The 22,177-nt window shown below is 63.2% G+C and carries 24 protein-coding genes; 14 read left to right on the top strand and 10 right to left on the bottom strand.

Annotated features, from left to right (window positions below; translation table 11 throughout):
• The first annotated feature begins 39 nt into the window (after nucleotides 1–39).
• From FJ418_RS30800 to FJ418_RS30745, 12 genes are read left to right on the top strand one after another with little or no spacing between them, the layout of a single operon-like run.
• Nucleotides 40–759 carry a cytochrome c3 family protein gene (locus FJ418_RS30800; RefSeq protein ID WP_140872010.1) on the top strand — a complete coding sequence of 240 codons (720 nt, stop codon included), beginning with the start codon at nucleotides 40–42 and terminating at the stop codon, nucleotides 757–759.
• On the top strand, nucleotides 743–3,733 hold the full coding sequence (locus tag FJ418_RS30795; protein WP_140872008.1) for a TAT-variant-translocated molybdopterin oxidoreductase: 2,991 nt from the start codon (nucleotides 743–745) through the stop codon (nucleotides 3,731–3,733). Before FJ418_RS30800 ends, FJ418_RS30795 begins: the two co-directional genes overlap by 17 nt.
• Complete coding sequence (gene nrfD, locus FJ418_RS30790; RefSeq protein ID WP_140703666.1) at nucleotides 3,726–5,084, top strand: NrfD/PsrC family molybdoenzyme membrane anchor subunit; 1,359 nt, start codon at nucleotides 3,726–3,728, stop codon at nucleotides 5,082–5,084. The genes FJ418_RS30795 and nrfD overlap by 8 nt, the downstream gene beginning before the upstream one ends.
• Complete coding sequence (locus FJ418_RS30785; protein ID WP_140872006.1) at nucleotides 5,081–5,608, top strand: DUF3341 domain-containing protein; 528 nt, start codon at nucleotides 5,081–5,083, stop codon at nucleotides 5,606–5,608. Before nrfD ends, FJ418_RS30785 begins: the two co-directional genes overlap by 4 nt.
• The gene (locus FJ418_RS30780; protein ID WP_140872004.1) at nucleotides 5,605–6,147 is read left to right on the top strand and encodes a cytochrome c; all 543 of its coding nucleotides are present in this window, start codon (nucleotides 5,605–5,607) and stop codon (nucleotides 6,145–6,147) included. Before FJ418_RS30785 ends, FJ418_RS30780 begins: the two co-directional genes overlap by 4 nt.
• A gap of 20 nt (nucleotides 6,148–6,167) precedes the next feature.
• The gene (locus FJ418_RS30775; protein WP_140872002.1) at nucleotides 6,168–7,256 is read left to right on the top strand and encodes a hypothetical protein; all 1,089 of its coding nucleotides are present in this window, start codon (nucleotides 6,168–6,170) and stop codon (nucleotides 7,254–7,256) included.
• Nucleotides 7,249–7,695 (top strand): hypothetical protein, encoded by a 447-nt coding sequence (locus FJ418_RS30770; protein ID WP_140872000.1) that lies wholly within the window; start codon nucleotides 7,249–7,251, stop codon nucleotides 7,693–7,695. Before FJ418_RS30775 ends, FJ418_RS30770 begins: the two co-directional genes overlap by 8 nt.
• A complete protein-coding gene (locus tag FJ418_RS30765) occupies nucleotides 7,692–8,444 on the top strand; it encodes an SCO family protein (RefSeq protein ID WP_140710395.1) in 753 nt (250 codons plus the stop codon). Before FJ418_RS30770 ends, FJ418_RS30765 begins: the two co-directional genes overlap by 4 nt.
• Nucleotides 8,441–9,394: a cytochrome c oxidase subunit II gene (gene coxB / locus FJ418_RS30760; RefSeq protein WP_140710397.1), complete on the top strand. Its 954-nt coding sequence runs from the start codon at nucleotides 8,441–8,443 to the stop codon at nucleotides 9,392–9,394. The genes FJ418_RS30765 and coxB overlap by 4 nt, the downstream gene beginning before the upstream one ends.
• Nucleotides 9,391–11,031, top strand: a complete 1,641-nt coding sequence (ctaD, locus tag FJ418_RS30755) for a cytochrome c oxidase subunit I (RefSeq protein WP_140710399.1) — start codon at nucleotides 9,391–9,393, stop codon at nucleotides 11,029–11,031. The genes coxB and ctaD overlap by 4 nt, the downstream gene beginning before the upstream one ends.
• Entirely contained in the window at nucleotides 11,028–11,663 is a 636-nt protein-coding gene (locus FJ418_RS30750; RefSeq protein ID WP_140710401.1) for a cytochrome c oxidase subunit 3, read from the top strand. The genes ctaD and FJ418_RS30750 overlap by 4 nt, the downstream gene beginning before the upstream one ends.
• On the top strand, nucleotides 11,660–11,908 hold the full coding sequence (locus FJ418_RS30745) for a cytochrome C oxidase subunit IV family protein (protein WP_140640549.1): 249 nt from the start codon (nucleotides 11,660–11,662) through the stop codon (nucleotides 11,906–11,908). The genes FJ418_RS30750 and FJ418_RS30745 overlap by 4 nt, the downstream gene beginning before the upstream one ends.
• Nucleotides 11,909–11,918: 10 nt before the next feature.
• On the opposite strand, the gene FJ418_RS30740 is transcribed toward FJ418_RS30745, so the two are convergent.
• The 3 genes from FJ418_RS30740 to FJ418_RS30730 form a co-directional block, all read right to left on the bottom strand.
• Nucleotides 11,919–12,542: an NAD(P)H-dependent oxidoreductase gene (locus FJ418_RS30740; protein ID WP_140710403.1), complete on the bottom strand. Its 624-nt coding sequence runs from the start codon at nucleotides 12,540–12,542 to the stop codon at nucleotides 11,919–11,921.
• A gap of 94 nt (nucleotides 12,543–12,636) precedes the next feature.
• Nucleotides 12,637–12,867, bottom strand: a complete 231-nt coding sequence (locus FJ418_RS30735) for a low affinity iron permease family protein (protein WP_348643137.1) — start codon at nucleotides 12,865–12,867, stop codon at nucleotides 12,637–12,639.
• Nucleotides 12,868–13,151: 284 nt separating this feature from the next.
• Nucleotides 13,152–13,469 carry a hypothetical protein gene (locus tag FJ418_RS30730; RefSeq protein WP_140871998.1) on the bottom strand — a complete coding sequence of 106 codons (318 nt, stop codon included), beginning with the start codon at nucleotides 13,467–13,469 and terminating at the stop codon, nucleotides 13,152–13,154.
• Between the two features lie 206 nt (nucleotides 13,470–13,675).
• Here FJ418_RS30730 and FJ418_RS30725 point away from each other — a divergent pair, with 206 nt between their 5' ends.
• A complete protein-coding gene (locus tag FJ418_RS30725) occupies nucleotides 13,676–14,125 on the top strand; it encodes a hypothetical protein (protein ID WP_140871996.1) in 450 nt (149 codons plus the stop codon).
• Nucleotides 14,126–14,823: 698 nt separating this feature from the next.
• Here FJ418_RS30725 and FJ418_RS32140 read toward each other — a convergent pair.
• The 7 genes from FJ418_RS32140 to FJ418_RS30695 all read right to left on the bottom strand — a co-directional run bounded on the left by FJ418_RS32140 (nucleotide 14,824) and on the right by FJ418_RS30695 (nucleotide 21,465).
• Entirely contained in the window at nucleotides 14,824–14,961 is a 138-nt protein-coding gene (locus FJ418_RS32140) for a hypothetical protein (protein WP_181167156.1), read from the bottom strand.
• Between the two features lie 14 nt (nucleotides 14,962–14,975).
• Nucleotides 14,976–15,179, bottom strand: coding sequence for a DUF2934 domain-containing protein (locus tag FJ418_RS30720; RefSeq protein WP_140652681.1), 204 nt, complete (start codon nucleotides 15,177–15,179; stop codon nucleotides 14,976–14,978).
• A gap of 180 nt (nucleotides 15,180–15,359) precedes the next feature.
• A complete protein-coding gene (locus FJ418_RS30715; RefSeq protein ID WP_140640539.1) occupies nucleotides 15,360–15,563 on the bottom strand; it encodes a hypothetical protein in 204 nt (67 codons plus the stop codon).
• Nucleotides 15,564–15,716: 153 nt separating this feature from the next.
• Nucleotides 15,717–17,708, bottom strand: coding sequence for a protein-L-isoaspartate(D-aspartate) O-methyltransferase (locus FJ418_RS30710; RefSeq protein WP_140871994.1), 1,992 nt, complete (start codon nucleotides 17,706–17,708; stop codon nucleotides 15,717–15,719).
• Nucleotides 17,709–17,720: 12 nt separating this feature from the next.
• Entirely contained in the window at nucleotides 17,721–19,481 is a 1,761-nt protein-coding gene (locus tag FJ418_RS30705) for a thiamine pyrophosphate-dependent enzyme (RefSeq protein WP_140871992.1), read from the bottom strand.
• Nucleotides 19,482–19,888: 407 nt separating this feature from the next.
• Nucleotides 19,889–20,854 (bottom strand): complex I NDUFA9 subunit family protein, encoded by a 966-nt coding sequence (locus FJ418_RS30700; protein WP_140857743.1) that lies wholly within the window; start codon nucleotides 20,852–20,854, stop codon nucleotides 19,889–19,891.
• Nucleotides 20,855–20,916: 62 nt separating this feature from the next.
• Entirely contained in the window at nucleotides 20,917–21,465 is a 549-nt protein-coding gene (locus tag FJ418_RS30695; RefSeq protein ID WP_140652689.1) for a DUF6496 domain-containing protein, read from the bottom strand.
• Between the two features lie 276 nt (nucleotides 21,466–21,741).
• Between FJ418_RS30695 and FJ418_RS30690 the strand changes: the two genes are divergently transcribed.
• On the top strand, nucleotides 21,742–22,177 hold a 436-nt coding region (locus tag FJ418_RS30690; protein WP_140871990.1), incomplete at its 3' end, for a DUF2267 domain-containing protein.

Genomic DNA, 22,177 nt, shown 5'->3' with positions numbered 1-22,177 from the left:
GTCACCATTCTGTGATCCTTTTGCGGCTTCGGAACCTTCGTGGCGAAAGCACCGTTAGGTGTCGTCAACTCTGAGTTTGCCTTCAGCAGAATCGGCGAGGGGATGCCGCAGATCTTCTCGAAAAACGCCAATGGCGTTGCGCGCTTTGTCATCTGGGGAAGTTGTGCAGTTCTGCTGATCGCCATTGCGATCGGGACAATCCTTCCCCGTTCGGACCTGGTAACGGGAGTAGGTGAGCCATTGGCGCAGCCGGTGCCGTTCAGTCACAAGCACCATGTCGGCCAGCTCGGCATCGACTGCCGCTATTGCCACAACGGTGTCGAGACCTCGTCTTCGGCGGGTCTGCCGGCGACCGAAGTCTGCATGACGTGTCATTCGCAGCTTTTCACCAACGCCGAGATGTTGGCGCCCGTGCGCGCAAGCCTGGCCAGCGGCAAACCGATCGAATGGCAGCGCATCAATAGCGTACCCGACTTTGTGTTCTTCAATCACGCCATACACGTCAACAAGGGCGTCGCCTGCGAGACCTGCCATGGCGAGGTCGACCAGATGCCGCTGACCAGGCGAGCGCATACGCTGAGCATGGAATGGTGCCTCGGCTGTCATCGCAATCCCGGACCCAATCTGCGTCCACCGCGGGACGTGTTCCTGATGCACTGGCAGCCACCTGAGGACATCGCCGAGATCAGGCGACAGCTTATCGGCATGCTCGACATCCATCCCGAGACGATGACGGATTGCTATGTCTGCCATCGCTGAAGGAAAGGCGCAGCCCGCTATCGACATCGCAGCGTTGCGCCGACGGCTGATGAGCGGCCGCGACATGTGGCGCAGCCTCGACGAGATTGCCGGCACCGTGGAATTCCGGCGCTTCGTCGAAGCCGAATTTCCGGCAATCGCGGAGCGCCTGCCGGCCAGGCCGAACCGGCGCACGCTGCTGAAGCTGATGGGCGCTTCGCTGTCGCTTGCCGGGCTGGCCGCCTGCAGCAGGGCGGAAGGCATCGTGCCTTATGTGCGCCAGCCGGAAATGCTGATCCCCGGCAAGCCGGCCTATTACGCGACAACATTGTCGAGCGACGGCTTCGGCATCGGCGCGATCGTCGAAAGCCATGAAGGGCGGCCGACAAAGATCGAGGGCAATCCGGATCATCCGGCGTCGCGCGGCGCAACCGACGCTGTGATGCAGGCGGCGGTGCTGACGCTGTTCGACCCTGATCGCTCGCGCACCCCGCTCAAGGATGGACAGCCGGCATCCTATGGCGATTTCCTCAAGGACATGGCGGCACTCGTCTCGCGCTGGACGGCCTCACAAGGACAGGGCGGAGCCCTGCTGGTTGAAGCGACTACCTCGCCGACTCTTGCGGCGCAGTTGGATGCGCTGCGGGCACGCTATCCGAAACTGAAAATCCATCGTCACGACCCGTTGGCGATACCGGCGGCGGCGGAGGCGTCACATGCACTGTTCGGATCGGCGCTGACGCCGGTCTACCGCTTCGATCGTGCCGAAACGATCGTCAGTCTCGACGCCGATTTCCTGGGCGAGGGGCCGGGGCGGCTCGCCTATGCGCGCGACTTCGCGGCGCGGCGACGTGTGCGCAGCCCGAACGACGGGATGAGCCGGCTTTATGCGGTGGAATCGACGCCGACGATCACAGGCGCGGCGGCCGATCATAAGATAGCGATACGGCCGAGTGAGGTCGAAGCCGTGGCTGCCGGGCTTCATGCCACGCTGGAAGGCCAAGCCGGGGCGGCCGTAGCGCCAATCGACCAGACTCCGATCGACGCGCCATGCATGAATGCGCTGGTCGATGATCTGAAGGCAGCCGGCCGCAACGCACTGGTCGTGCCGGGTGCGCATCAGAGCGTGTTCGTTCACGCTGCCGCGTTTGCCGCCAATGCGAGGCTTGGCGCGCTCGGCAATACGATGGAGTTTATCGCGGCGCCGGATGCGCTGCAGGTCGATGGCGATCTGGAGGCGATGTGCGAAGCGATTGGCCACGGGGCGATCGACACGGTCATCGTGCTCGTCGCAAATCCGCTGCACACCGCGCCGGCAGGCCTCGATGTGCGCAAAGCCTTTTCCGGCCTGAAGCTGCTTGTCCATCACGGGCTCTATCGCGACGAGACGGCATTCCTGGCGCATTGGCATGTGCCTGCGGCGCATGAACTCGAGAGCTGGAGCGACATCCGAGCCTATGACGGCACCGCCTCGCCGGTGCAGCCGCTGATCAAGCCGCTTTACGATGGCAAGACCGGGCATGAGCTGCTCGCCGTGCTTGGCGGCCAATTCCAGACTGATCCGCTGTCGCTTGTCCGGCAGCATTGGGCAGAGCTCGATGATGACGCGTGGAGAAAGGCTCTGCGCGACGGCGTCATAGCGAACAGTGCCGCCAGGCCGGCATCCGTTACAGTGCCGCCGGACCTGTCGGGACTGAAGCCGGCGGCAAACGCGGGCAGCGGCATCGATATCCGCTTCGTCGCTGATCCCTGGCTGCGTGATGGGCGTTTCGCCAACGCTTCATGGCTGCAGGAGCTGCCGCGACCGCTGACCAAGATCGTGTGGGGCAATGCTGCGCTCATATCGCCCGCCACTGCCGAGCGACTGAAGATCGAAAACGGCGATGTCATCAATGTCGCCTCAAATGGCGCGGACGTCGATGCGCCGGCCTGGATCGCGCCCGGCCATCCGGACGAAACGATAACGCTCTCCTTCGGCTTCGGGCGAAAGGTCGGTTCCGTTGCCGCGCTGTCGGAAGGCTACGACGCCTTCCATTTGCGCCGTGGTTCGGAATGGTTCGCGACCGGCGCGACCATCGCGCCCCGCAAGAACAGCATGCGCGTCATCACCACGCAGCAACACCAGGCGATGGAAGGCCGCGCCATCGTGCGCCATGCTTCGCTCGACGCGTTCCGGCAGAACCCGGATTTCGTCCGTAAGGATGCGCCGCCGTCACCGGCGGAATCGCTCTATCCCGAATGGCGCTACGACCAGGAAGCCTGGGCGATGGCGATCGATCTATCCTCCTGCATCGGCTGCATGGCCTGCGTTTCGGCCTGCCAGGCCGAGAACAACATCGCGCCGGTCGGGCCGGAGGAATGCGAGCGCGGCCATGAGATGCACTGGCTGCGAGTCGATCGCTACTATGCCGGTCCGCTCGACGCGACCGAGACATTCTTCCAGCCGGTCCCTTGCATGCATTGCGAGAAGGCGCCCTGCGAGGTGGTCTGTCCGGTCAACGCAACGGTCCACACGCATGATGGGCTGAATGCGCAGGTCTACAACCGCTGCATCGGCACGCGCTATTGCTCGCAGAACTGCCCCTACAAGGTGCGGCGCTTCAACTTCCTCGACCACCAGTCGTTCGACAAGGACGAGGCCGGTCCGGAGCAGGGCGTTCACAACCCAAATGTCAGCGTACGCTCGCGCGGCGTCATGGAGAAATGCACCTACTGCGTCCAGCGCATCAGCGCCAAGCGCATCCAGGCGCAGATCGAAAATCGCGACATCGCCGATGGCGAAGTGGTCACCGCCTGCCAACAGGCCTGCCCAACCCAGGCCATCACCTTCGGTGATCGCAACAGGAAAGACGCAAAGGTCGTTCGGGAGAAAAGCGCGCCGCAGAACTACGCGCTGCTGGAGGAGCTGAACACACGGCCGCGCACCTCCTATCTCGGCAAAATCTCCAATCCGAACGGCAGGCTTGCCAGGCCAAGCGAGGCGACCGATGGCTGAAGCCGGCGCGAACAGCTCGGCTGTCCTGCGCGGCCGCCACGACTTTCCCGAGATCAGTGGGCGCATCGGCTCGATCGTGCTCAACGGCCGCCTGCCGCGTCATTTCTGGACGGCGTTCTTCCTTTGCTTCCTGCTCGTCCTGCTGCTGCTCTACTCGATCACTTACCTGATCGCCGTCGGTGTCGGCGCCTATGGTATCGACATTCCGGTGGCCTGGGGCACGATGATCTCCAACTTCGTCTGGTGGATCGGCATCGGCCATGCCGGCACGCTGATCTCGGCGGTGCTCCTGCTGCTGCGCCAACCATGGCGCGCCTCGATCAACCGCTTCGCCGAAGCCATGACGCTGTTTGCCGTCGCCATGGCCGGCTTGTTCCCGATCCTGCATCTCGGCCGACCGTGGTTCTTCTACTGGCTGCTGCCGCTGCCCAATGTGCATATGAACTGGCCGCAATGGCGCAGCCCGCTCGTCTGGGATTTCGCGGCGATCGCGACCTATGCGACCGTCTCGCTGCTCTTCTGGTATATGGGTCTGCTGCCGGATCTGGCGGTGCTGCGCGACCGCGCGAGAGCAAGGCCGGCGCAGCTCTTCTACGGCATATTGGCGCTTGGCTGGCGCGGCTCGGCCTATCATTGGTCGCGCTATCAGGTCGTCTATTTCCTGCTAGCCGCCCTGGCCACGCCGCTGGTCGTTTCGGTCCACTCGATCGTCTCGCTCGACTTCACCTTCGCCATCACGCCCGGCTACCACTCGACGATCTTCCCGCCCTATTTCGTCGCCGGCGCGCTGCTCTCAGGCTTCGCCATGGTGCTCACCATCGCCATTCCGCTGCGCTGGGCTTTTTCGGTCGAGGACCTGATCACGGTCAGGCATATGGACAATGCCGCCAAGCTGATGATCGCCGCCGGCATGGTCGTCGCCTATGGCTATGTCTCCGAAGCATTCTTCGCCTGGTATTCGGGCGAGCCCTACGAACGCGCCATGATGGCGCAGCGCGCGCTAGGTCCCTATGCGCCGCTGTTCTGGACGATGCTCGGCCTGAACTGTGGCGTGCTGCAGTTGCTGTGGTTCAGACGCATCCGCCGCAACATGCCGCTGCTGTTCGCGATCGCCATTGCCATCAACATCGGCATGTGGATCGAACGCTACATCATCGTCGTGACGGGGCCGAGCCGCGACTACCTGCCGTCTGCCTGGGGCGAGCAGTCGCTGACCTGGCTCGACTTCGGCATCCTCTTCGGCTCGATCGGCACCTTTTTCGCGCTGGTCTTCCTGTTTATCCGCATCCTGCCGGCGATCACCATCTTCGAGGTCGAGGAACTGGCTGAGGAGGAGGGCAAGCTCAGATGAGCCTCTACGGTCTCGTGGCTGCGTTTGCCGCACCCGAAGCGCTTATCGAGGCAGCCCGCGGCATGCGCGAGCGCGGCTACCGGCGCATGGATGCGTTCTCGCCGTTTCCGCTGAAGGAATTGGATGAGATACTGGAAATCCGCGCCACGCGCCTGCCCTGGGTCGTGCTCGCCGGCGGCATTGCCGGCGCCGCTCTTGTCTATGCGCTGATCTGGTACTCCGTCGAGATCGACTATCCCATCAATGTCGGCGGCCGGCCGCTGCATTCCTGGCCGCCTTTCGTCGTCATCGCCTTCGAGGCCGGCATTCTCGGCGCAGCCTTCGCCGGCTTTCTGGGTGTGCTCGCGGCCAACGGCCTGCCCCGCTACCATCATCCGGTCTTCAACGCCGAGAGCTTCAGCTATGCCCGCGGCGGCAAGTTCTATCTGCTGATCGAAGCGGCCGATCCGAAATACCGGAAGGGCGTGACCCGGGGCCAACTGACGCGGCTCGGTGCCGAGACGGTCGAAGAGGTCGAAGCGTGAGCCGTCTCGGCCTAACGCTTCTGCTCGGAGCGCTGGCTGTCGCCGGCTGCCGGCAGGACATGGAGGACCAGCCGCGCTACGATCCGCTGGAGGCGAGCAGCCAATTCGCCGACGGCATGTCGGCACGCACGCCGGTCACGGGCACTGTCACACGCGACGCCGATCTTTCGCCTGTCCCGGACAAAATCCCCTATCCGATCACGACCGAGCTGCTACAGCGCGGCCAGCAGCGTTTCGACATATTCTGTTCGCCCTGTCACAGCCGCACCGGCGACGGCAACGGCATGATCGTCCAGCGCGGCTTTCCGGCGCCACCAAGCTACCATCAGGATGCGCTGCGCAAGGCCTCGGACCGCCACTTCTACGACGTCATCACCAACGGCTACGGCGCGATGTATTCTTATGCGGCGCGCGTGCCGCCGCAGGACCGCTGGGCGATCGTCGCCTATATCCGCGCGCTGCAATATTCGCGCGCCGCTCCAGTCGCCGAACTTCCGCAAAGCCTGCGCGCGCGGCTTGAAGCGGAGGCATCGCCATGAGCCGCCTGGAGCAGGGTTTTGTGGCGGTCGGCGTCGCGGGACTTGTCCTGTGCGTTCTTGGCGCATCGCTCGATGCCAAAGCAATGCTGGGCGCCTGGGTCGCGGCAGCTATCTTCGCGATCAGCCTGCCGCTCGGCGCGCTGACCATATTGATGGTGCACGGGCTGACCGGCGGACGCTGGGGCGAGGCGGTCCGCCAGCCTTTGCGGGTCATGATCGCGATGCTGCCGCTCGCGCTTATCTTGCTCCTGCCGGTGCTGATGAGACTCGACCTTATCTTCCCATGGGCCGGCGCGGATTCCGCGATGCTTTCTGAGAAGGTTCGAGAGAAGCTTGCTTATCTCAACGTGCCGTTCTTCCTGCTGCGCTTCGCTGTCTGCGCGGCGATCTGGCTCGTTCTCACATGGGTGGTGCTCGGCTCGACTTCAGAGGATTCCGAGAAAGCTGGCAACGGGAGGAAATATGCTCTTGGCCTGATCCTCCACGCGCTTGCCGTCAGCGTCTTTGCCATCGACTGGATGCTTTCGATCGAGCCGGAATTCACCTCGACCATCTACGCGCTTTGTGAGGCCTCCGCCGAAGTCGTCGGAGCTTTCGCCCTGGCGATCCTTGTGCTGGCCGCAAGACGGGCAGTGGAGGTCATACCCGGTGGCGAGGAAGATGTCGCGCTTAGCGAGGACCTTGCCAACATGCAGCTGGGCTTCCTGCTGACCTGGATCTACCTCGTCTTCATGCAGTGGGTTGTCGTCTGGGGCGGCGACCTGCCCGACGAGATCGGGTGGTACATCAGTCGCGCGACGGGGGGCTGGCGGTATCTGCTGTGGCTGCTGATTGCCTTGCAGGCGGCTGCGTTCACAGGCTCGCTCGGCCGACGGCTCAAGCGCAGCCATGACGGCCTGGTCTGGCTGGCGGGGGCAGCTCTTGCAGGCCATTTCGCCGATGTGTTCTGGCGTATACGGCCACCGCTCTTTTCCGGCGGTCTGCTAGCGCTCTGGCATGATGCGGTCGCCTGGGTGGGACTGGGTGGGCTGTGGCTTGCGCTGTTCCTCTTCCTGCTCCGCCGGGCAGACAGGATCGTCTGGTGGAGGCGGGAGGTAGCCCATGGCTAAGGCGCACCGCCATCCCGAGACGCGCGATGTCCAGCCGCGGATGCTGCTCGCTTTCGGTGGCGGGCTGCTGCTGTTCATCGCCTTGGCCGCGATCGGCATGAAGCTCGCCTTCAACACCACGCCGACATGGCTGCCGGTTCCGACGGAAACCAGTCCGGAAAGCCCCGATCTGCAGACCGCGCCAAGGCAGGACCTGGCAAGTCTTCGCGCCGAGGAGGATCGCCAGCTCAAAATGCTTGGCTGGGTCGACCGCAATGCCGGCATCGCCCGTATTCCGATCGACGACGCCATGTGGGCAATTGTCAGCAACGGTTTGCCGGATTGGTCGCAGCAGCGATCCGCAACCACTGGAGCCGATGACTGCGCCCTGGTCACAGCGGCCGTTCCCCGCGCTCCGCAGGCCCAGAATTGCCGACAGCAAAGCGGGGCAGGGCGATGAGAAGCTTGTTAGCCGCCCTTTGTCTGTTCGTTGCCGGCGCGGCCCCTGCCGCCGAGCGACCGACATTCGATCCAAAGCTCGGCGCACAGCTGACGCTGGACCGCGAACTGATCGACGCCAGCGGCCGGAAGCTGACGCTGGGCGAAACGCTGGGCGGCCGTCCGGCGCTTGTCATCTTCGGCTACGACAAATGCCCGAACCTGTGCGGCGTCACCCAGCAGGCCGTTGCCTCCGACCTGAACAAGACATCGCTTCGGCCGGCAGACTACCGCGCGCTGTTCATCTCGATCGATCCCGAGGAGACCCCGGCCGACGCGGCCACGGCGCAAGATGACATCGCTTCCGCCGCCGGTCCGGCAGGCCTGCCCGCCTGGCGTTTCCTGACCAGCAGCGATGGCGCAGGCGCTACGCTTGCCAGCGAGGCGGGCATCACCTTCGACCGGCGCAAAGGCATCGATCAGTTCGTCCATCCGATCGCGGTCATAGCACTTACGCCGTCTGGCCGGATTTCACAGGTGCTGCCGGCGCTGACCTTCACGCCGCGCGATCTCAAGCTCGCGCTGGTCGAAGCGTCGGAGAACAGGCTTGGGTCGATTGCCGATCACATCTTCCTGCTCTGCGCCGGCTTCGACAGTTCGAAAGGCCAGTACACGCCGGCGATCTGGGCGGCGCTGAAAGTCGCGAGCCTGGCAACGCTGCTTGGCCTCGGCGCAACCGTGCTCTGGCAAAGCTGGGGGAGGGCAAGGTGAGCTTCGGCATTCCCTTCTTCCCGCAGGAGGCTTCCTCGGAAGCCGGCCAGGTCGATGCGCTGTTTTACACTTTGCTTGCTTTTTCCGTCGTTCTCGGACTGGCGCTGACCGGACTGGTCGTCGGCTACGCGGTGAAATACCGCGTCGGCTCACAGGCGGATCGGACAGGCAAGCGTTCCCGCAGCCTGCCGCTGGAAATGAGCTGGACGATCGCCAGCCTGATCGTCGCTTTCATCTTCTTCGGCTGGGGCGCCACGCTTTTCGTTCGCCGCGACCATCCGCCGGCGGACGCGCTCGAGATCACCGGACTCGGCAAGCAATGGATGTGGGAGTTCAGGCAGCCAGGCGGCCAGCGCGAGATCAACGAATTGCATGTTCCCGTCGGCAAACCTGTCGTGGTGTCGCTCGCCTCACAGGACGTCATCCACTCCTTCTACGTGCCGGCGTTCCGTATCAAGCAGGATGCGGTGCCGGGCCGCACGACGCATATCTGGTTCATCGCCACCGAGCCAGGCCGCTACCACCTGTTCTGCGCCCAATATTGCGGCACGCAGCATTCCGAAATGGGCGGCTGGGTGACCGTGATGGCGCCCGAGCAATATGCCGCGTGGCTGAACAGCCAGGGCGAAGGCGAGACGCTTGCCGCGAGCGGCGAGAAACTGTTTCGCGCGCTGGGCTGCTCGGGCTGCCATGGCGCGAGCAGCAAGGTGCGGGCGCCGTCGCTTGACGGCATCTTCGGCCGGCCGGTGGCGCTCGACAACCAGCAGACGGTGATCGCAGACGAGCGTTATCTGCGCGACTCCATCCTCAATCCGAAGAAGGAAATCGCGGCGGGCTATGAACCGGTCATGCCGAGCTTCGACGGCCTGATCGACGAAGGCGAACTGCAGATGCTGCTCGCTTATCTGAAGTCGCTTTCGCCGCAACCAACGGCTGGAGCCATGCCATGACCAACGTGGCGATGCAGGGCACGTATTTGGGGGAGGGGAGCGGGCCTCGCGCGTGGCTGCTGACCACCGACCACAAGCGCGTTGCATGGCTCTACCTGATCTCGCTGACTACCTTCTTCTTCCTCGGCGGCGCCATGGCGGTGCTGATGCGCATCGAGCTTGCGACACCGGCCGGCGACCTCGTCTCCGACGATGTCTACAACCGGCTGTTCTCGCTGCACGGCATCATCATGGTCTGGTTCTTCCTGGTGCCGTCGATCCCGGCGACATTGGGCAATTTCCTTTTGCCGTTGATGATCGGCGCGCGCGACCTCGCGTTCCCGCGGCTGAACCTCGCCAGCTGGTATGTCTTCATCTTCGGCAGCTTGTTCGCGCTGTTTGCGGTGGTGGCGGGCGGCGTCGACACCGGCTGGACGTTCTACACGCCGCTGTCGACGCTCTATGCCAATGGCTGGGTTTCGACCGCGGCGTTCGGCGTCTTCATCGTCGGCTTCTCGACGATCATGACCGGCATCAACTTCATCGTCAGCGTGCACACGCTGCGCGCGCCCGGGCTCACCTGGTTCCGCCTGCCGATCTTCGTCTGGACGCTCTACGCCACCAGCCTGGTGATGGTGCTGGCGACCCCGGTGCTCGCCGCCTCGCTGATCCTGATCGTGCTGGAGCGTGTGTTCGGCATCGGCATCTTCAATCCCGATCTCGGCGGCGATCCGCTGCTCTTCCAGCATCTCTTTTGGTTCTACTCGCACCCGGCGGTCTACATCATGATCCTGCCAGGCATGGGCGTGGTGTCGGAGGTGCTGCCCTGTTTCAGCCGCCGGCCGCTGTTCGGCTACAAGGCCGTGGCGATGTCGTCGATGGCGATCGCCGTCTTTGGCTTCCTGGTCTGGGGCCACCACATGTTCGTCAGCGGGCAATCTTCCTATGCCGGCGTGGTATTCTCGTTCCTGTCCTTCTGCGTCGCGATCCCGTCGGCGATCAAGGTCTTCAACTGGAGCCTGACGCTGCGCAAGGGCGAGATCAGCTTCGAGACGCCGATGCTTTACGCGCTGTTCTTCCTTGCGCTGTTCACCTTCGGCGGGCTGGCGGGGCTCTTCCTTGCGTCGCTCGCGGTCGACGTGCATGTCCACGACACCTACTTCGTCATCGCGCACTTCCACTACATCATGGTCGGCGGCATGGTGACCGCCTATATGGCCGGCCTGCATTTCTGGTGGCCTAAGCTGACCGGCCGCATGTATTCGGAAACGGCGGGGCGGATCGCGGCGACCGTCACCTTCGTCGGCTTCAACCTGACCTTCTTCCCGCAATATGTGCTGGGCTTCGACGGCATGCCCCGGCGCTATCATACCTATCCGCCGGAGTTCCAATTCTGGAACGTGCTGTCGTCGGCTGGCGCGGTGGTGCTGGCGATCGGCTATTTGATGCCGTTGTTCTATCTCGGCTGGTCGCTGTTTCGCGGCGCTCGCGCGACCGACAATCCGTGGAACGCCACCGGGCTCGAATGGCAGACAGGCTCGCCGCCGCCGCCGCATAATTTCGAGACGATGCCGGTTGTGACCCGACCGGCCTATGCCTACGACATGAAGGGGCTTGAGCACGAACGCTTCAGTCCGCATCTGGAGGCAGGCGGATGAGCGGGACCGAGAGCGTCGCCTTCGACACCCCGCAGCGCGAACGGCGCGCCGACAATTTTGCCATGTGGGTGTTCATCGGCTCCGAGGCGATGCTGTTCGGCGCGATCTTCCTGGTCTTCCTCGTCGCGCATATCGATTTCGGCCCCGCCTTCGCGGCAGCATCGAAACATCTTTCGCTGCCGATCGGTACCCTCAACACCGCCGTGCTGATCACCAGCAGCTTCACCATGGCGCTGGCCCATATGCTTGCGCTTCACAGACGCTGGCGCGCTACGGTCTGGGCGCTGGCCGCGACATCTGCGCTGGGTATTTGCTTCCTGGCCGTGAAAGGCATCGAATATGGCAAGGAAATCGGTGAAGGCCTGGCTCCGCTCCTTGGCCTGCCGTTTCGCTATGCCGGGCCGGATCCGACCCACGCCGAATTCTTCTTCGGCCTCTATTTCGCGATGACCTCGCTGCACGCGCTGCACCTGATCGGCGGCATCGTCGTCATCGCCGGCATGGTCGCGCTCTGGCGGACCGCCAGCCCTGCCAACCGGCTGCGCCGGGTCGTGGCCGTCGGCCTCTACTGGCACTTTGTCGACATCATCTGGGTGTTCATGTTCCCCGTCCTTTACCTGATCAACCGATGAGCGAACTGCGCAAACTCACCTTCGGCTATCTCGGCCTGCTCGCGCTGCTGGCACTGACGGTCGGCTCGTCCCTTTTCGACCTTGGCGGCTTCAATGTCGCCCTCAACCTGGCGATCGCCGCCGCGAAGGCGGTCCTGATCGCCATGTTGTTCATGCATCTGACAGGCATGTTGCCGCGGCTCGCCGTTGCGGCCGCCGGGCTTTGGCTCGTCATCCTCTTCGGGCTGACGCTGATCGGACGATAAGAGAGCGATATCAATCGCCCTCTGGCACGCCGACATAGTTTTTCGTCTTGAAGAGCCCGGCCAGATGAGCGGCATTGGACGCCGCCATCTTGATCATGCCGACGACTTTTTCAGGCGTGCCGGGAAGATCGACGAAGTTGACGTCGCCCATCGCTTCTCCAACCCAGTACACGCCGCCATTGGCGGAAACGGTGAAGCCGACGTCGTTGAGCGCCTGATAGCACTCGGCATGGCAGTGATGCGCGCCATCCTCATTGCCGACGATCGCCACCAGCGCCACCTTTCCGGCAGCCGGCATGCGTCCGCTGTCGTCGGTCTCGGACAGGAAAGCGTCCATCCGCTCCATCACACGCTTGGCCACGCTCGACGGCTGCCCCATCCAGATCGGCAACCCAAGGATGAAGATGTCGGCGGCCAGGATCTTTTCCCGCAGCTTCGGCCAGTCGTCGCCTTCGCCCATATCGGAGAGCACGCCGGGCTTGATGTTGTGGGCAAGAGCGCGGGCGGTTTCGCATGCGACGTCATGCGCGGCCAGCGCCTTCGCCAACTCCGCCAGCATTCTGTCGGTGGAGGATTCTTCCCCGTCCGCCGGCATTTTAAGCGTGCAATTGAGCGCGAACGCGGTGAGCGACATCATATCCTCCTGCCGGCTTGGGGCGACCGTCTCGCCCTGACGATCCGAGCCTTGGATGGTGGCGCTTTCGTAGGAGGGAAGGTCGGCCGGGTCATCAAGTGTCCAACCGCGTGTGCTCCGATATGTTCCTGTGGTTGTCCCGCACCTTTTCGATCTCTTCCGGTTCCTTTTCGTCGATACCCGCGACAGCGTCGCTCGCCGTTCGACTTGATGTGATCAGCTCGTCCAGTTTGGCTTGAAGAGCCTGCGTGTCGCGGTGCTCGGCGCGCTGTATCAATAGGGTCATTGCCCAGGTCGCAAGGGTGGCGATACCGTGCCAGTCCAAGGTCTTCGGTTCGAAGACGAGCCACGCCGCCGGCTTTGTCCGTTGCCGGTCCGCTCAAGTCAGGCCGCCCGCAATGTCGGCCTCAATCCTGATACCTGGTGCCACCCGCGCCGCTCTGCTTGTTTGCGTCCCGCAGCAGGCGGACAATGGCATCCACGGGGGACGAGTCGGTTGCGGGTTGGGCTTTCCAGCGCCACAGACGGCGAAACAAAATCCTCAAGCTTGGCATCGCAACAGCCTCCTGCGCTATCAACCTGGAACCGTGAGCGATGTTCCTTTCGCGGCTAGCGAAAGACCGCGGCGACGAGAAATGCGACGGCGGCCACGACAACCAGCGCCACTATGACCAGAACCGGGCCGCTTCTGCGCGGCTGCAGGTCGGGCGCGTTCTCCGGCTGTCGCATCGCGTCGGCAAAACTCGCCTGGTTGGTGAAGTTCGATTTGCGCGCCTCGGCCGGCTGAGCGGAAGTCGCGACATCGCCGGCCTCGGCATCTGCCTCCTGCGGCGCCGCCGCCGGGTCGAATCCGGGCGTCTTGTCCTGGGTCCTGCCGGCCTGGATTTCGCCGCGTGCTTCGGCGGATGTACGTTGGTTGGGTGACATTTTGCGCCTCCTTTGTTTCCAAACCTGCTTCCGGCCCCGCTGTTCCAACCGGGCGTCAAGGCAGGAGGCGGGATCAAGCAAGCGCCTTCGACTTCATTGCCTGCGCGACGTCAGGCGCACGGTTGCCGAGATCGATTCTTGAACTCGGACGGAACTTTCGGGTCAAGGGAGCCTTGTATCCTCGATAGCAGGACAACGAGGCCGGAATGCAAGTTCTCGACACAGCGATACATGCCGATCCCAAAGGCGCGACAGTCGAGTTTCTTGGCGAGGGCGGGGAAAGGATTGCTGTCACCATGATTGTGTCCGACCCGTTGCTTGGCGACGCCGCGCTTATCGATCGCGCCAGAGAGATGATGCTTCAGTGCGCGGCATTCAGCTGCCCGGCAGAACGAGATGAACCGGACGGCAAGGTGGGTCCGTACACATTCGAATATCGCGACGGCGGCAGTGTGAGGCGGGTCGAAGGCGTTGAATTGCCCGACCTCGAAGCTGCTCGCCATGAAGCGGTGCGCTCGGCGATCGATCTGCTCGACGATGCGGCTGAACCGCGTCAGGACGGCTGGGCGGTTCGGGTTAGTGGCGGCGGCGGTGATGTCGTCTTGTCCGTCGATTTCGAAGAAGCAAGGCAGGAAAGGGCAACCACCGCGATGTGAGGGAAGGCGGCGTCTGTGAAAGGTATGATGATGCATCCCTTCATGTCACTGCATACGCTTGCAAAATCACGGGGCGATGGGCTCAGACCGGAGTTTCTTCGTCTCTTCGAGGCGCGCGCCGCCTTGTCGAGCCCTGACGTGATAGAACTCCGTCTCGGCAAGGAGCAGGCTGGTCCAAATCCCATCGGCAGCGCCGCAACGGCGGCGCAGCAACACATCCCGCGCTTTCCTGGCGGACACGCTGAGAACAATCGCGAGCCCGAGCCAAGGAGGGCACGGTAGGCTAACGGAGGCCGAGATGCGGACGCCCTTGGCACTGATCATCCAAGATGAATATCTGATCGCTCCGGACGAGGCGCTTCTTTGAATTGTCCGATTGGCAACTGCATGATGTCGTCTGCAGCTGTCATGCCGGCGCCACGATGCAGGCGAGTTGGGCCGCCGCGCGAGTTCGCAGGATCGTAAAGGCAATCGGGTTCTCGCCTGGCTCAGGAGCCGTTTGGTGCATTGAAAAGCCGTGTCGTCCGGCGAGCACGGGGTCGCCGGACGACACGGCTGAGATCAGTGCAGGCTCCGCGCGAGCGCGCTATTCCAAGCGGGGTGGCGCCGATCCGGAAATACGGCAACGATCCGGACATGCTCGATCGCGAGCTGCAAGACTGAAACGCGACACGGCGGCCGGTGAGGCTGGCCGTACCTCAGCCACCTTGGTCGATAGCGTGCGGCGACGGCTGCTGGGCGCCGCCGCTGGGGCGTCCGCTGTTCTGGTCAGCCCAAAGCCAAAGGGCGATCAGCACGATCAGCAGGGCCGCGACAAGTGTACCGATACGACGCATTGGTCGCCGTGCCTTCAGCCGCCGGGCTTGTTGGTGGCTGGATCCGAGCCGACGCCAACCGCGGGATCCGGTGTCACCGGGCCGCGCTCGGCTTCCGAGCCTTCCGATTCGATCTCCTGGACGGCCTGATCCCAGTGCTCCTGCTCACGCCCATCGGGGCGGCCTTCGCGTTCCCAGATCTCGTGGGCGCGTTGCCTGATGCGTTCTTCCCGGTCCATGCTTTCCTCCTGTCGCGCCTGACGTTGGCGCTTGTCTGCACCCCAATCGAGCGCTGAGAGGTTTGTTCCATTGGATTCGAATGGATTAAGTGCGTTTGCAAAGCGTCGGGGAACGTCGCCTTTGGAATCCCGCCCATGCCGATGGCCGCTGGCACGGTCGGGTGCGAGGGCGAAAACAGTCTACTTGTTCGTGCGAATTTTCTGACGCGGGTTGATTCCGCCCGTTGAGGTGGTGTCGTTCTCGACATCTCCCTCGACCGTGTTCTCGCCATGCTCCAACTCGTCACCTTCCTTGATGGTGCCCTTGGAGGTTCCAATGCCGGGATCGTTCTCCATATCGGCGTCGCTCGGTCTTTTCGATTTCGGGTGCTGGTTTCCGCTCATGGCCGTTCCTCGATTAGCGCGTTTCACCGTTTCACGGAAACGGTGAAACGCACTACCTCTTTGATTTACGCAATTCCGGACGGAAAACCGCTCACGCTTTTCCTGGAATTGCTATGGCCTCCCAAACTGGAAGGGATGCCGAATGTTCCGGCGTCAGACGCCGAATGGATAGGTTTCCGGCACGCCTTCGGCAGCGTGCTCGGGTCCGAGCGGCGTGACCGCGTTGGTTTCATCGAACCACACAAAGGCATCGAACTGCCGCGCCAGCGAGGCGTCGGCATAGTGGCTGTGCAGTTCGGTTTCCGGCCGGTAGATCACCCCGATGAATCGTTCCAGCCGACGCTCGGTCAGGCGGTCGCGCAGGTCCGGGTCGTGCCCGAGGTCAAGCAGGAACCGGTGAATGCCGGCGTCGTGGCAGAGCCGCTCGTAGCTGTCTTCGCGAGAGGGCCGCACCGACTTGATTTCCATGTCTCCGTCCCAGTCGGTCGCTGCCGCGACGGTGCCTGCATGCGTGCCTAGGCCGATGAGTGCCGCGGCATCGCCAAACTTCTGCCGGCAGAGCTGGCCGATATTCACTTCGTCGCGCGAGATGCCCATTTCGGTGTAGCGCGCGTCGCCGATGTGGGAATTATGCGCCCAAACGACAGCCTTCGCGTTGGGGCCCCGCGCATCGAGGATATGCTCCAGCGTTTCGAACATATGGGTATCGCGCAAATTCCAGGATTGCGGGCCGCCATAATACATGGTGCGGTAATAATGCTCGGCAGAGGCGACGAGACGGGCATTCTGCGCGGCGTCGAAGAGGTCGTCGCCGTCTTGTCCGGTATCGTCAAGCTGCCTCGCCAGCATCTCGCGGCATTGTTCGAGAACCGCTTCCTCGCATTCGCGGTAACCCCTGGTCAGCGCGGCGCGGCCATAGGTCGACGGCTCGGTCTGCCAAGGCGTCAGGCAGCCATAGCGCTCGCGCGCAACCTCTGCCGCTTCCGGGTCTACGCGGTCGAGATACTCCAGGACGGCGGCGATCGAGCCGCGCATGTTGTAGATGTCGAGGCCATAGAAGCCTGCTTGCGGCTGGAGTGCCTTGACCATGTCATTGTGCTCGCGCAACCACCCCACGAATGCCGCGACGTCGGTGTTGCGCCACATCCAGGTCGGAAAGCGCTGGAAGGGTTGCTCGGCGCCAGCGGAAGTGCTCTTACCGCGAACATAGCGGTCGATCGCAGCCGCATCGGGCCAATCGGCCTCCACCGCCACGATGGTGAAGCCGTGTCTCTCGATCAGCCTTTTGGTGATTGCCGCGCGCGCCCGGTAGAATTCGGATGTGCCGTGGCTGGCTTCGCCGAGCAAGACGATCCGCCGGTCCGCGAAGCGGTCGAACGGTTCGGCAAAGCCGGGATCGTTGAAGTCGGGCAGCGGCTCGGCCGCCGCGGCGATCATTTCCGGGAGGCTGCGCTGGCGCGCCAGTGGAATCGCGCGGACAGTCGTCGCGCGGCTTTCCTCCCGCCAGCCCTGTTCGCCGATGAGCGGGACGAACCGCACCCCGCCGAAATCCTCCTCGCTGTAGGTCGAGGCGCCCGTGCGGGTTACCTTGAGCAGGCGCTGCTCGTCGGGATCGTCACCCACCGGGATGACCAGCCTGCCGCCGACGTCGAGCTGCTGCTGCAAGGCCAGCGGCGCGCCCGGCCCGCTCGCCGCGACCACGATGGCATCGAAGGGCGCCGCTTCCGGCCAGCCTCTGGTGCCGTCGCCGGTCCGAACTTCGATGTTGCCGTAGCCTAGTCTTTGAAAGCGGTGCCGTGCGGTTTCGGCCAGCGCTGTGTGGCGTTCGATCGTGTAGACATGGTCGACGATCCGGCTCATGACGGCGGCTGCGTAGCCCGATCCTGTGCCCACCTCGAGCACCTGGTCGCCCGGGCCGATTTCCGCCATCTCCAGCATGAAGGCGACGATGTAGGGCTGCGATATCGTCTGGCCTTCCGCGATCGGCAACGGTCCGTCCTCATAGGCGAATTCCTCGTAGCCAGGATCCACGAAGACTTCGCGGGGGACCTCGCGCATCGCCGCCAGGATTTCCCGATCATGGATGCCGCGGCGGCCGAGATGAACATCGACCATCCGACGGCGCTCGCGGGAAAGATCGAGCATCGGAATTCCCTCCTATTGTCCTGCCTCCATCATCGTCTTGGCGGGCTCCCGGGCGACGTTTTCCTCGATCTCACCGCGACCCGGAGTCTGAGGCAGCGCCTTGCGGAAGTTCTTGGCGTAGTCGGGTGGCATTTTCGGCGGCATCATCGGCTCATAGGCGTCGACCAGCGCCTCGATGATCACTGGGCCGCTGGTGGCGAAAGCTTGGTCCAGCACGCGCTCGATCTCCTCCGCCCGCTCGATGCTGAAACCTTTTCCGCCCATCGCCTCGGCGGCCTTGGCGAAATCGATCGGCTGCAATTCGCAGCCGAATTGCGGGTTGCCGAGAAACATCATTTGCTCCCAGGCGATCTGGTTCAGCATGTTGTTCTTGATGACCAGGATTTTCAGCGGGATGCCGTAGCGCACCGCCGTGGAAAACTCGCCGAGCTGCATGGCAAGCCCGCCGTCGCCGACGATCGCCGCGATCGGCCGGCCGGGAAAGGCGATGCCGGCGGCGATCGCATAGCTCAGGCCGCAGGACATGGAGGCGAGGGCGCCCGAGACGCCGAAGGCCTGCCCAGCGCGGAGATCGACATGGCGGGCGGCAAGCTCGGTGTTCTGGCCGGAATCAGTCGCCAGTACCGTATTCTCGGCGAGGCGTTCGCCGAATGCCCGTGCGACGTGCTGCGGCTTGAGCGGATGCGCCGAGCCGTCTTCGGATTGACGCATCATCTCGCGCCATCTTTGCATCGAGCTTTGCGCCGTCGCCAGGAATTCCTTACTCGCCCTCTGCTTCAGCCGCTTGTTGAGGGCGCGCAACGTCTCGGCCGCGTCGCCGACCAGGCCGGCCTCGACGGGGAAGCGCAGGCCGATACGCTGCGCGTCGCAATCGATCTGGACGCCACGCGCTGTGCCCGGCTGCGGATAATATTCGATGTAAGGGAATGTCGAGCCGACGATGAGGACGGCGTCGCACGTCTCCATCGCCTCCTGTGATGGCAAGGTGCCCAGAATGCCGATGCCGCCAGTGGTGTAGGGATGGTCGTCCGGCAGCACCGCCTTGCCGAGCAGCGCCTTGACGATCGGCGCCTGCAGCAGCCGCGCCGTTTCCTCGAGCTCCACCGCCGCGCCGATGGCTCCGCGCCCCGCTAGGATCGCCACGCGCCCTGCATCATTGAGGACGGCCGCGGCTTTGTCCAACTCCGCATCTTGCGCGAGGCAGTGAGGTGCGAACATATCCTGCGGCGTGTGCGCCGGGCGGTTGCGCTTGGATCGCTTGGCCGCGTCGGCGGGCTGTTCCTGGATATCGCTGGCGATCGAAAGATGGGCGACGCCCTTGCGGGCAAGCGCTGTGCGGCAGGCGAGGCTTGCTACGTTCTCCATATGCGCGGCGTCCGAGACCTGGACGTTGTAGACGCTGACGTCGTTGAAAACTCGAGTAAGATCGACATCCTGCTGCGTGAAAGTCTCGATCAGGTCATGGAACTGCATGCCGGTGATTGCCAGCACCGGCGCCTGGTCGAGCTTGGCGTCGTAGAGGCCGGTGAGAAGATGGGTGCCGCCGGGTCCGGATGTTGCCAGGCACACGCCGAGCCTGCCTGTCCATTTGGCGTAGGCGCAAGCCATGAACGCGGCCGATTCCTCGTGTCGCACCTGGACGAAGGATATCCTGTCCTGGTTTTTGCGCAGCGCTTCCATGACGCCGTTGATGCCGTCGCCGGGGAGCCCGAACATGACTTCGACGTTCCAGGCAATCAAGGTGTCGACGAGGATTTCGGCTGCATTGGGCATGGCGAGGCTCCGCTGTTGGCTTCCGAACCAGCAAGGCTGCCGTTGGTTCCCTCGCCGGATCGAGGCGGCTCATGGCCAAAAGGAACAAACCCGATTGCGCAGGGTTGGGCGGCCGCTGCAGTGTGGTGTCCCTAATGTGTTGCCCCTGAGTAGGCTTCCATGGTTCGACGATGCGCTGTTCGAACGGGTAGCGAAGTCCTTCGAGCTAGCGCGCAAGCAGGTTGAGGCGGAGGTCATCTCGGTGCCGACGCCGACGTTGCACGGCGATGACGACCGCGTCATTTTGCGGCCAGTTGTGAACGTGAACTCTTGCCGGGTGTCGGTCATTTTCCGACCCGGGAGCGCTGGAGCAGGTTCCTGCTTGCCTTTGGCAGGGAATATCCAGGGACAATTGGTAGCGAGCGGGGCTAGCGGCGGCTGGCGCGCGTTCTGCCTGCCGGCACGATTGCAGATCGCAGCACCTGGTCGATGTCATGAGGTTCTATTCCGAGGTCGCGAAATCCCGGCAGCTGGGTGTCCGCAACGGTGTCGATCTGCATGAGGTCGACCTGATTGCGTGTCAGCGGTGCGCCGGGGATGAACTCGCCGAAAGTGGCAAGAATGCGCCATAAGACAAATGGAACCGGCACCAATCGTGTCTTGATGCCAAGCAATTGAGCGACTTCCAGCACCAGGGTTCGATAAGTGTAGACACGCGGTCCACCGAACTCGAACAGACGGGCGTCGGCGCCTCCGGAGGCGATCCGCGCGATGGCTTCGGCAACGTCTTCAACGGATGCTGGCTGGAGGCGGGTATCGCCATCGCCGAACAGCGGATATGCGGGAAGGATGGGCAACAATCTCGTGATCGTTGTCAAAAACCTGTCGTCTGTTGCGGTCATCACCGCAGGGCGGACGATAGTCGCGCCCGGAAATCCGACGTTGACGGCCTCCTCACCTTGCCCTCGCGCCCTGATGTAACTGGACTGCGAACGTGAGTCGGAGCCGATGCCGGATATCTGTATGTATCGTTCGGCGCCACCTTCCCGCGCCGCGTCCGCTAATTGGGAAGCGGCCTCGACGTGGATGCGTTCGAAAGTAACGTCTCCATGTTCGGAATAGAGGCTGACTGCGTTGACTACCGTTGCTGCATCCGAAACGGCCGCTGCAACTTGGCTTCGATCGAGGATATCGGCTTTGACTGCGCTAAAGGACTTGCCATTAGCCCACCCCGGTCGCGCATGCGCGGGATGGCGGGAGGCTGAACGAACGATAAGCCCGTGATCCAAGAGATGCCTGACGATCCTTCGCCCAAGAAAGCCGGATCCTCCGAACACGGTGACGCACCCCGACCGCGGTCGAGTGTTTGATGACGAAGTTTGTGCGATGGCCATACCCGTCAACGGTTCTTGCAAAGGTTCTTCGTCCAGCAGGCGTCCGTCAAGGCAATCTGTGGCTAACTGCGGGTGGCACGCGTTCTGGCTGCCTTCTTCGCCGCTTGCTTCCTGCCTTGAGCGCCTTTGGTCTCCACAGCTTTCCGCGCGGCCGCCGAGCGCCCGGCTGCGCCTTTCGTCGCGGCCGCTTTCTTGGCAGAGGCCGATCGCTCTTCAGCGGTCCGTTGCGAAGCCGCTTCCCTGGTTTGTCGCGACAGCGCCTTGCGAGACGCACTGCTTTTCGGTTCGTGCTGGAGGACCTCAGACACGGCCTTAGAAACCTTCGGCCGGGGCTTGGGTTTGCGTTCACCTTGGCCGACTTCGTGGGCATATTCAGCGCTTTTTCGCGTGCTCTCCTTGACCTTACCCTTCTTTGGCGGAGGTAGGTCGACCCCGGCGCGGCGCGCTTCGGAAAGGCCGATGGCGATCGCTTGTTTTGTGGAACGCGCGCCGTGCTTGCCACTGCGAATCTCATCAATCTCCTCACGCACGAACTCGCCCGCTTGCGTGCTTGGCGACTTGCCTTGGCGCTTATCCCGTCGCGCCCTTTCGATGGTTTTCTTGTCGGGCATCGCTTTCTCCCTTCTCGGATAGGGGACCCAACTGATTCGCGCCCCAAAAGGCGGGAACGCGTCAGAGACGCAATTGATCCTTGATCCAATGATCTTGATCCAAAAGTTCCGACGGCGCCTGCGGCAGCGTTTGGTCCTTCGCCACTTGGGGCCACCCCGATCGCGCTACGGGCAACCGCGCTCGCACACCCGGCCCGGAGAACGAAACAATAGTTTCAGTCGGACGTTCCAACTGAAGCAGGGTGCGCGGGGCGCGCTTTTATCCGGGAGATTACGATGAGCGCAAATGGCCTCGACGTTTTCGACAAAACCGTTCAGATCACCAATATCTGGTTGAACGAGATCATGGACGATCTCGGCCCGGATCGACAACTCGCATGGCATGCGCTTGGTGTGGTTCTGCGCGCCTTACGCGACAGGTTGCCCGCGGAACTGGGTGCCAAGCTTGGCGCGGAGCTGCCGCTTATGATCCGCGGTGCATATTACGACCAATACCAGCCGTCCAATGTGCCGAACCGACATCGCTCTGTCGAAGAGTTCTTCGGCACCATAAACGAAGGCCTGAAGTCCGGACGACCGGTAAACGCCAGCGACGCGGCCAGAACAGTATTCAAGGCACTTGCCCATCACATCGATCTAGGGCTTGTTGAGATTCATCGTGAGTTTATGACGGCGGCAGCGAGATGGATGATGGCACTGAAACTCTGGTCGG

This window comes from Mesorhizobium sp. B2-8-3, assembly GCF_006440815.1.
GTDB lineage: Bacteria > Pseudomonadota > Alphaproteobacteria > Rhizobiales > Rhizobiaceae > Mesorhizobium.
This window is presented reverse-complemented; position numbering and strand designations above follow the sequence as displayed.

Bases quoted from the DNA above. Each gene is read 5' to 3' on its own strand.
- FJ418_RS30730 (WP_140871998.1), bottom strand. From the start codon at position 13,469: ATGTCACCCAACCAACGTACATCCGCCGAAGCACGCGGCGAAATCCAG.
- FJ418_RS30710 (WP_140871994.1), bottom strand. From the start codon at position 17,708: ATGCTCGATCTTTCCCGCGAGCGCCGTCGGATGGTCGATGTTCATCTC.
- FJ418_RS30695 (WP_140652689.1), bottom strand. From the start codon at position 21,465: ATGCCCGACAAGAAAACCATCGAAAGGGCGCGACGGGATAAGCGCCAA.
- FJ418_RS30700 (WP_140857743.1), bottom strand. From the start codon at position 20,854: ATGGCCATCGCACAAACTTCGTCATCAAACACTCGACCGCGGTCGGGG.
- ctaD (WP_140710399.1), top strand. From the start codon at position 9,391: ATGACCAACGTGGCGATGCAGGGCACGTATTTGGGGGAGGGGAGCGGG.
- FJ418_RS30765 (WP_140710395.1), top strand. From the start codon at position 7,692: ATGAGAAGCTTGTTAGCCGCCCTTTGTCTGTTCGTTGCCGGCGCGGCC.
- FJ418_RS30770 (WP_140872000.1), top strand. From the start codon at position 7,249: ATGGCTAAGGCGCACCGCCATCCCGAGACGCGCGATGTCCAGCCGCGG.
- FJ418_RS30725 (WP_140871996.1), top strand. From the start codon at position 13,676: ATGCAAGTTCTCGACACAGCGATACATGCCGATCCCAAAGGCGCGACA.
- FJ418_RS30740 (WP_140710403.1), bottom strand. From the start codon at position 12,542: ATGTCGCTCACCGCGTTCGCGCTCAATTGCACGCTTAAAATGCCGGCG.
- FJ418_RS32140 (WP_181167156.1), bottom strand. From the start codon at position 14,961: ATGCGTCGTATCGGTACACTTGTCGCGGCCCTGCTGATCGTGCTGATC.
- FJ418_RS30715 (WP_140640539.1), bottom strand. From the start codon at position 15,563: ATGAGCGGAAACCAGCACCCGAAATCGAAAAGACCGAGCGACGCCGAT.
- FJ418_RS30785 (WP_140872006.1), top strand. From the start codon at position 5,081: ATGAGCCTCTACGGTCTCGTGGCTGCGTTTGCCGCACCCGAAGCGCTT.
- FJ418_RS30795 (WP_140872008.1), top strand. From the start codon at position 743: ATGTCTGCCATCGCTGAAGGAAAGGCGCAGCCCGCTATCGACATCGCA.
- FJ418_RS30750 (WP_140710401.1), top strand. From the start codon at position 11,028: ATGAGCGGGACCGAGAGCGTCGCCTTCGACACCCCGCAGCGCGAACGG.
- FJ418_RS30705 (WP_140871992.1), bottom strand. From the start codon at position 19,481: ATGCCCAATGCAGCCGAAATCCTCGTCGACACCTTGATTGCCTGGAAC.
- FJ418_RS30720 (WP_140652681.1), bottom strand. From the start codon at position 15,179: ATGGACCGGGAAGAACGCATCAGGCAACGCGCCCACGAGATCTGGGAA.
- FJ418_RS30745 (WP_140640549.1), top strand. From the start codon at position 11,660: ATGAGCGAACTGCGCAAACTCACCTTCGGCTATCTCGGCCTGCTCGCG.
- nrfD (WP_140703666.1), top strand. From the start codon at position 3,726: ATGGCTGAAGCCGGCGCGAACAGCTCGGCTGTCCTGCGCGGCCGCCAC.